This is a genomic window from Ornithinibacter sp. (genome assembly GCF_035443565.1).
Lineage (GTDB): Bacteria > Actinomycetota > Actinomycetes > Actinomycetales > Dermatophilaceae > Fodinibacter.
This window is the reverse complement of sequence record NZ_DAORSO010000115.1, coordinates 1-7371: the sequence shown is the minus strand read 5'-3', so window position 1 is coordinate 7371 and position 7371 is coordinate 1. Positions and strand designations below refer to the sequence as shown.

5 protein-coding genes are annotated in these 7371 nt (G+C 73.1%); 2 read left to right on the top strand and 3 right to left on the bottom strand.

Annotated features, from left to right (window positions below; translation table 11 throughout):
* The first annotated feature begins 58 nt into the window (after nucleotides 1-58).
* Together PLL68_RS11050 and PLL68_RS11045 are read left to right on the top strand one after the other, a co-directional pair.
* The gene (locus PLL68_RS11050) at nucleotides 59-2062 is read left to right on the top strand and encodes a glycosyltransferase (protein WP_324534051.1); all 2004 of its coding nucleotides are present in this window, start codon (nucleotides 59-61) and stop codon (nucleotides 2060-2062) included.
* Complete coding sequence (locus tag PLL68_RS11045) at nucleotides 2059-3366, top strand: nucleotide disphospho-sugar-binding domain-containing protein (RefSeq protein WP_324534049.1); 1308 nt, start codon at nucleotides 2059-2061, stop codon at nucleotides 3364-3366. The genes PLL68_RS11050 and PLL68_RS11045 overlap by 4 nt, the downstream gene beginning before the upstream one ends.
* On the opposite strand, the gene xdhC is transcribed toward PLL68_RS11045, so the two are convergent.
* From xdhC to PLL68_RS11030, 3 genes are all read right to left on the bottom strand, one after another.
* Nucleotides 3356-4177 (bottom strand): xanthine dehydrogenase accessory protein XdhC, encoded by an 822-nt coding sequence (gene xdhC, locus PLL68_RS11040; RefSeq protein WP_324534047.1) that lies wholly within the window; start codon nucleotides 4175-4177, stop codon nucleotides 3356-3358. The genes PLL68_RS11045 and xdhC overlap by 11 nt on opposite strands.
* A gap of 1 nt (nucleotide 4178) precedes the next feature.
* Nucleotides 4179-6482, bottom strand: coding sequence for a xanthine dehydrogenase molybdopterin binding subunit (gene xdhB / locus PLL68_RS11035; protein WP_324534045.1), 2304 nt, complete (start codon nucleotides 6480-6482; stop codon nucleotides 4179-4181).
* A partial coding sequence (locus tag PLL68_RS11030; protein ID WP_324534043.1) for an FAD binding domain-containing protein occupies nucleotides 6479-7371 on the bottom strand: 893 nt, incomplete at its 5' end. The genes PLL68_RS11030 and xdhB, both read right to left, overlap by 4 nt.

Here is a 7371-nt window from a genome sequence, read left to right as displayed (position 1 = left end):
CGGAAGATCTGTGCAACGTTGGACAAAGATTCAACACAGTTCGCCTAGAGTCGTGTGCATGGATGTCCATGCCGCCCTGACCGACGTTCGCTCCTCAGCCACCATCCTCGACGGGATGCGCGCTGGCGAACGGCTCGAGGACGTCGCCCGTTCGGCCGGTCCTGAGGTGGTCGACCACCTCGTCGTCGCCACCACGGACCCCGATCCGATCACCGCGATCGCAGCGGTGCACGCCCTCGGCGCCCACGGCAGCGCAACGGCCGGGGCGCACCTGGTCAGCCTCCTGGACGACGAGCGAGCCCACGTGGCGGAGCACGCCATCGACGCCCTGTCCGGGGTGGTTGCGCAGGCCGCGGCCCTCGAGCGGCTCGTCCGGCACTGCGCCGAGGGCGGCTTTCCGGGGATGCTGGCGGCGCGCACCCTGGAGCGGTGGGCCGCGGCGTCTCCGGATGCCGTCGAGCACGCCGTGACGGTCGGCCTCGCGTCGGAGCGCGACCCGGCTGCCCGGGCGCACCTGGAGGAGCTGGCTCAGGACCTGCGCAGCGGTGCCCGCGACGCCACGAAGCCGCCGACCCGCGGGGGGCCGGGCCTCACCGTGGCCCAGCTCTTCCTGCACGGTGACCTCGACGGCAGCCTGCGCCACTCCGGCCAGGGCGACACCGGCGGGGTGGCAACGCTCCTCGTGCACCTCGGGGACGCCCTGCTGCGTCACGGCGCCCGGGTGGACCGGGTGATCACCATCTCGGGGAGCAGGGATGCCGCGGTCGCCGACGCGTGGGCAGCCGGCGCGACCACCGGCCGCACCCTCTCGCAGGACCTCGCCCCGAGAGGCCACCACTACGCGCGCATCCCGTTGAGCGGGCCCTCGACGAGCGTGTCGACGGCGTGGTCGCTGCGCATCCAGGCGCGCCACGGCATCCGAGAGGTCCTGCGCGCCGCGGGTCGCGTCGACGTCATCCACCTGCGGATGGCGGACGTCGGGTCGCTGGTCGCGGCCGAGGTGGCGGCCGAGCTCGGCATCCCCGTGGTGCTGACCCTGGCCCCGGATCCCCAGGCGCTCCTCGCCGCCCGAGAGGCCGACGGGAGCCTGACCCGCGCCGAGTTCGGCGACGCAGACCGGGTGGAGCACCTGTGGTTTCGCGACCGGCTGCTGCGGGCCCTCGCCGCGCAGGCCGAGCACCTCGTGCTGTTCCCACGCCCGGACGTCGAGCGCAGCATCGGGCGGCTGGTGGGCATCGACGTGACGGCACAGCGCGAGCGGGTGTCCGTGGTCGGCGAGGGCATCGACCTAGCGGCCCTCGAACGCGTCGCCAAGGAGGTCGCCGGCGACGCGCCGCGGAGCCCGGAGACGGCATCCGCGCTCCGGGAGCTGAGCGCCGTGCTCGACCAGCTTCCCCCGAACCGGCGTGGCCTGCCCCTCGCCGTGTCGGTCGGCCGGCTGTCTCCGGTCAAGGGCATGGCGACGCTGGCGTCGACCTGGCTCACCGAGCCCACCCTGCGGGAACGCTGCAACCTCGTCATCGTCGGTGGTGACCTGGACGACCCGACGACCGAGGAGGCCGCCGAACTCGCCCGCATCCGAGAGGTCGTCTCAACCGACGACTGCGCCGGAGAGGGGCTGCTCCTCGCCGGCCACCGCCCGAACGCCACTGCCACCGCGTGGCTCGCAGCCGCCCACCGGGGCGTCCCCGGAGTGTGCGCGCCCGACGGGGTCTACGTCTGCGCCAGCCTCAAGGAGGAGTTCGGCATCGCGATCCTCGAGGCGATGACGATGGGCCTGGTCGTCGTGGCCCCGAACAGCGGGGGGCCGGCGACCTACATCGAGGACGGCGTCACGGGTGTCCTCACCGACACGACCGACCCACGACGGCTCGCGGACGCGTTCGGCCGTGCCCTCGAGCTCGCCTCGTCACCGGGTGAGGCGCTGCGGACCCGCCGCTCACGGGCAGTGGTCCGCGAACGGTTCGGCATCGACACGATGGCCTCGTCCCTGTTCGAGGTGTATGCCGCGGTGGCGGCGCGCCAGGCCGCGACGTCGCTGCCGAGGGCGGTCACGTCATGACCCTGCTCGTCATCAGCCCCGACTACGCCTCCCACCTGTACCCGCTCGCCACCCTCGCGACGGCCTGGCAGGCCGAGGGTGAGCGAGTGGTGGTCGCCACCGGCGCGGCCACCGACGCCGTGGTGCGGGCGTTCGGGTACGACCGCGAACACCTTCAGCTCGGCCGGGGGTCGAACCCCGGGGTCATCCGGGCCGAGGAGCAGCCGCCGGGGGAGGACGACGCACTGCGCGGCTTCTTCGACGCCACCCGCCGCGGCGCCGTGGCCGCCCTCGAGTTCCAGGCACGGGCGCGCGGCGATGACCTGCTGTGGAACGCGGTCGGCGTGGCGCGCGAGGTCCAGGCCATCGTCGAGCGCGTGCAGCCGGATGCCGTGATCGTCGACCACCTGGCCTTCGGGGCCCGTTTGGGGCTGGTGGGCGCGCAGGTACCGCACGCGGACGTGGTGCTCGGCCACCCGACTGCACTCACCGTCGGTGACGAGGTCTACGGCCACCCACCGACCTGGCCGCGTGCCATGCGCCCCGCTGACGAGGAGCTCGCCGACCTGCGGGTGCTGTGCGAAGGGGTCCGTGACACGTTCACGGCCCAGTGGAACGCAGCGCTGAAGGACCTGCGCCCGAGCGCGCAGCCCAGCCGGGACGCCTTCGCCGAGACCGGCGACCTGCTGCTGCTCAACTACCCGGCCGCGCTCCACGAGCCCGAGCGCACGGCCCTGCTCCCGCCGCACACCTTCCTCGGGTCGGCAGTGCGCGAGGAACCACGGGACGCACAGGTCGAGGCCTGGCTGGACGCCGACGAGGGGAGCGTCGTGTACGTGAGCCTCGGCAGCTTCCTGTCGGCCCGCTCCGACGTGCTCGCGCTGATCGCCGACGCCTTGCGACGGCTCGACGTCCGGGTGGCCCTCGCGACCGGCTCCGCGCCGGTGGAGGAGCTCGGGCCGCTGCCGCAGGGTTGGCTCGTGCGCGAGTTCCTCCCGCAGGTGCGCCTGCTTGCCGCGTCCAGCGTCGCCGTGACGCACGGCGGCAACAACAGCGTCACCGAGGCCCTGACCGCCGGGGTTCCCCTGCTCGTCCTGCCGTTCTCGACCGACCAGTTCGCCGGTGCCGCGGCGATCGAGCGCACCGGGGTCGGGGTCTGCCTGGACCCCAACGCCACCACCTCGGGCGACATCGCGGATGCCGTGCGGCACCTTCTCGCCCCGGGCGGCGCCCGCAGTGCCGCGGCGGCGATCGGCGAGGGGCTGCGCGAGGTTCCCGGTCCGCAGCGAGCACGGGCCGCCGTGCGCCAGGCGCTCAGCGGCTGACGTCGGCTGACCGGTGACCTCGTGAGATCACCTGGAGCAGGTCGGCGGCGACGGCGACGGCGATGCTCGCAGGCTCCTTGCCGGCCAGGTCGGGCACGCCGATGGGGGAGTGGATCCGGTTCACCACGTGCGCCGGGTGGCCGTCTGCGGCGAGGCGTTGCTGGAACCGGGTCCACTTGGCCGAGGAGCCGATGAGTCCCACGGATCCCAGTCCCGCTCGTCGCAGGGCTGCGTCGCACAGGGCGTAGTCCTCGGCATGGTCGTGCGTCATCACGACGACGTGCGTTCCAGCGGGCAGCGAGTCGAGCACCATCTCCGGCAGGGGTGAGTGGTGCGGTTCGACGCGGGCCACGGCCTCGCCGAGCCACGACATCATGGCGACGTCCAGCTGCTCCTCGCGGGAGTCCACGAGGTGCAGGTCGAGGTCGTGACGGCTGAGGATGCGCGCGAGCTCGTGGCCGACGTGCCCGACACCGAAGACGGCCACGCACGGCACGACGGCCAGGGGTTCGAGCAGGACGCTGACCTCGCCGCCGCAGCACTGGCGGCCGTGCTCGGTGCGCGCGCGCTCGCTGAGGGTGATGTCGAGCTGCTCGGGGACGTCTGCGCCGTCCGCCAGCATCCGCCGAGCGCGCTCGACGGCGGTGGCCTCGAGGTTGCCGCCGCCGATGCTGCCCCAGGTGTCCCGGTCGGAGACGACGAGCTTCGCGCCGGCGTCGCGCGGCGCGTGTCCGCGAACCCGGGTCACCGTCACGAGGACACCGGGCTGGCGGGAGGTACGCAGGTGGTCGAGCGCTGCGAGCCAGTGCATGTCAGCCCTCCACGACCGGGTGCAGACCTGGGGGCACGCCCCCGCCGCGAGCGTGCTCGACTGCCCAGAAGACGGCTTCCGGCGTGGCTGGCGTGGCCAGGCCGACCGAGACCCCGGGGGGCCCGAACGCTGCTGCGGCCTGACGAAGGGCCTCTCGCACCGAGAACGCCAGCATGAGCGGGGGCTCGCCGACGGCCTTCGATCCGTAGACGGCGCCGTCCTCGTGGGCGCGCTCGAGCAGGGTGACGTTGAACTCCTCGGGCATCTCGGAGAAGCTCGGGAGCTTGTAGGTGCTGGCCGTGTTCGTCGCCAGCCGGCCCCGCGAGGGCCCGTCCGACTCGTCCCACCGAAGGTCCTCCAGGGTCAACCAGCCAGCCCCCTGGACGAACGCCCCCTCGACCTGGCCGAGGTCGATGAGGGGGGACAGCGAGTCGCCGACGTCATGGACGACATCGACGCGCAGCACCCGATGGCTGCCGGTGAAGCCGTCGACCTCGACCTCGGCCGCGGCGACGCCGTAGGAGAAGTACTTGAACGGGGAGCCCTGCATGGCCGCGGCGTCCCAGTGCAGCCCCTCGGTGCGGTAGAAGCCCGCCGCCCACAGCTGGACGCGGTCGGCGTAGGCCACTGCCACGAGATCGGCCCAGGGCAGGGGCTCTGCATGGGCAGCCTCCACCGCGCGCAGCCGCTCGCGGATCTGGACGCAGGCATCGAGGACGGCACCCCCGTTGAGGTCCGCCCCGGAGCTCGCGGCGGTCGCCGACGTGTTCGGCACCTTGTCGGTGCGCGTCGGCGCGAGGCGCACCAGGTCGAGGGGGACGTCGAGCGCCGTGGCCGCGATCTGGAGCATCTTGGTGTGCAGGCCCTGGCCCATCTCGGTTCCGCCGTGGTTGACGAGCACGGACCCGTCCTTGTAGACGTGGACGAGAGCCCCGGCCTGGTTGAAGGCGGTGAAGTTGAAGGAGATGCCGAACTTCACCGGCGTCACCGCGATCGCTCGCTTGGAGTGCTCGTGGCTCGCGTTGTACTGCGCGACCTGTTCCAGTCGCCGGGCCACGTCCCCGGAGGACAGCACCTGCTCCCAGCAGGTGACGATCCGCTCGGCGTGTCGCACGACCTGGCCGTAGGGGGTGCTCTGGCCCTCGCGGTAGACGTTGCGGCGCCGCAGGGAGAGCGGGTCGATGCCGAGCAGCGGGGCGCACCGGCCGAGGATGTCCTCGATGACGAGCATCCCCTGCGGGCCGCCGAAGCCGCGAAAGGCCGTCTGCGACGTCTTGTGGGTCCGGGCGATCCGACCATCGACCCGCACGTTCGGGATCCAGTAGACGTTGTCGACGTGGCAGAGGGCACGAGCCATGACGGGTTCGGACAGGTCCAGGCACCAGCCGCCGTCCGAGGTCAGGGTGGCCTCGAGGGCGAGCAGGTGGCCGTCGTCGTCGAACGCCACCCGCCACCGGGTGTGGAAGCCGTGCCGCTTGCCGGTCATGGTCATGTCCTGCCCGCGAGTGAGTCGAACGCGCACCGGACGCCCGGTGATCACCGCGCCCAGGGCGGCGACGGCCGCGAACCCGTGGGGCTGCATCTCCTTGCCTCCGAAGCCACCCCCCATGCGCAGGCACTGCACGGTCACGGCGTGGGTGGCTCGACCGAGCACGTGCGCGACGATGTCCTGGGTCTCGCTGGGGTGCTGGGTGCTGCTCTGGACGAAGACCTGCCCGCTCTCGTCGACGTGGGCGATCGAGCAGTGGGTCTCGAGGTAGAAGTGCTCCTGGCCGGCGCTGATCGTCACGCCGCTGAAGACGTGGGCGGCCTGTGTGAGGCCGCTCTCGACGTCACCGCGTTCGAGGCGGGGCGCCCCGCCCTGGAAGCTGCCGGCCTCGATGGCCTCCTCGACCGACACCACGGCCGGAAGCACCTCGTACTCCACCTCGACCGCGAGGGCCCCGAGGCGGGCAGCCTCCGGGGTCTCGGCGAGCACCCAGCAGACCGACTGGCCGTGGAACATCACCTCGTCGGGGAACAGCGGCTCGTCGCCCTTGGCCCCGGCGTCGTTGATGCCGGGAACGTCCGCGGCCGTGAGCACCCGCACGACCCCCGGCACCGACAGCGCAGGCTCGGCGTCCAGACGGGTCACGAGGGCGTGCGCGTGCGGAGCCTGGACGGGATGCGCGTGCAGCAGACCCGGCATCCGCGACCCGAGGTCCTCGGTGTACAGCGCCCGGCCGGTGACGTGCAGGGCCGCCGACTCGTGGGGCAGCGGCTGGCCGACGACCTGGTCCTCGGGGCCTTGGGCCACGGCGCTCATCGGGTCACCTCCGGCGTGCTCGCGCCCTGCGCGTGCAGCCGCACCAGGGCGGTGGCGAGCACCGCCCGGCGGTAGGCGGCGCTGGCGCGGTGGTCGTCGATCGGGGTGCCGACGTCGCGCAGCACCTCGCCGGCCGCCGCGGCAGTCGCCCGTGTCCACGCCCGCCCTTCGAGGGCGGCCTCGGTGTCGGTCGCCCGCAGGGGAGTGGCGGCGACACCGCCCACCCCGATCCGGGCGCGCTGAACGCTCCCGTCGACGACGTGCAGCGACACCGCGACCGCGACGCTGGTGATGTCGTCGTGGCGTCGCTTGGCGATCTTCTGGAACCCCGTGACCTCACCGAGCGGCAGGGGGATGCGGACGGCGCGGATCAGCTCGTCGCGGCGCCGCACGCTGCGCCGGTACCCCGTGAAGAACGATGCGAGGGGTACCAGTCGCTGCCCGTCGGTGCCGTGGAGCACGACGTCGGCCTCGAGGGCCAGCAGCGCCGGGGCGAGGTCGCCGATGGGGGAGCCGGTGGCGAGGTTCCCGCCGATGGTGGCGCTGTTGCGGATGAGCGGGGACGCGAACAGCGGCAGCACGGCGGTGAGCAGCGGCACCTCCCGCGCGATGCCCCGCTCAAGCTCGGCCAGGGTGACCGCGGCCCCGATCTCGAGGTGGTCGGCGCCACGGGTGACCTCCCGCAGCTCCGCCAGGTGGTCGACACCGACGACCAGCTCAGCCCGGGCACCCCGAAGGTTGACCTCGACCCCCCAGTCCGTGGACCCCGCCACGACAACGGCATCCGGATGCCGCTGGAGCAGGTGGATCGCCTCGTCGAGGTCGGCGGGTCGCACGTAGGAGCCGGTGGGACCGTCCACGACCACGGGTGCAGCGGCGGGTCCGGGGC

Excerpts from the sequence above, each read along its gene's own strand:
- xdhB (WP_324534045.1), bottom strand. The coding sequence starts at position 6,482 with ATGAGCGCCGTGGCCCAAGGCCCCGAGGACCAGGTCGTCGGCCAGCCG.
- PLL68_RS11045 (WP_324534049.1), top strand. The coding sequence starts at position 2,059 with ATGACCCTGCTCGTCATCAGCCCCGACTACGCCTCCCACCTGTACCCG.
- xdhC (WP_324534047.1), bottom strand. The coding sequence starts at position 4,177 with ATGCACTGGCTCGCAGCGCTCGACCACCTGCGTACCTCCCGCCAGCCC.
- PLL68_RS11050 (WP_324534051.1), top strand. The coding sequence starts at position 59 with ATGGATGTCCATGCCGCCCTGACCGACGTTCGCTCCTCAGCCACCATC.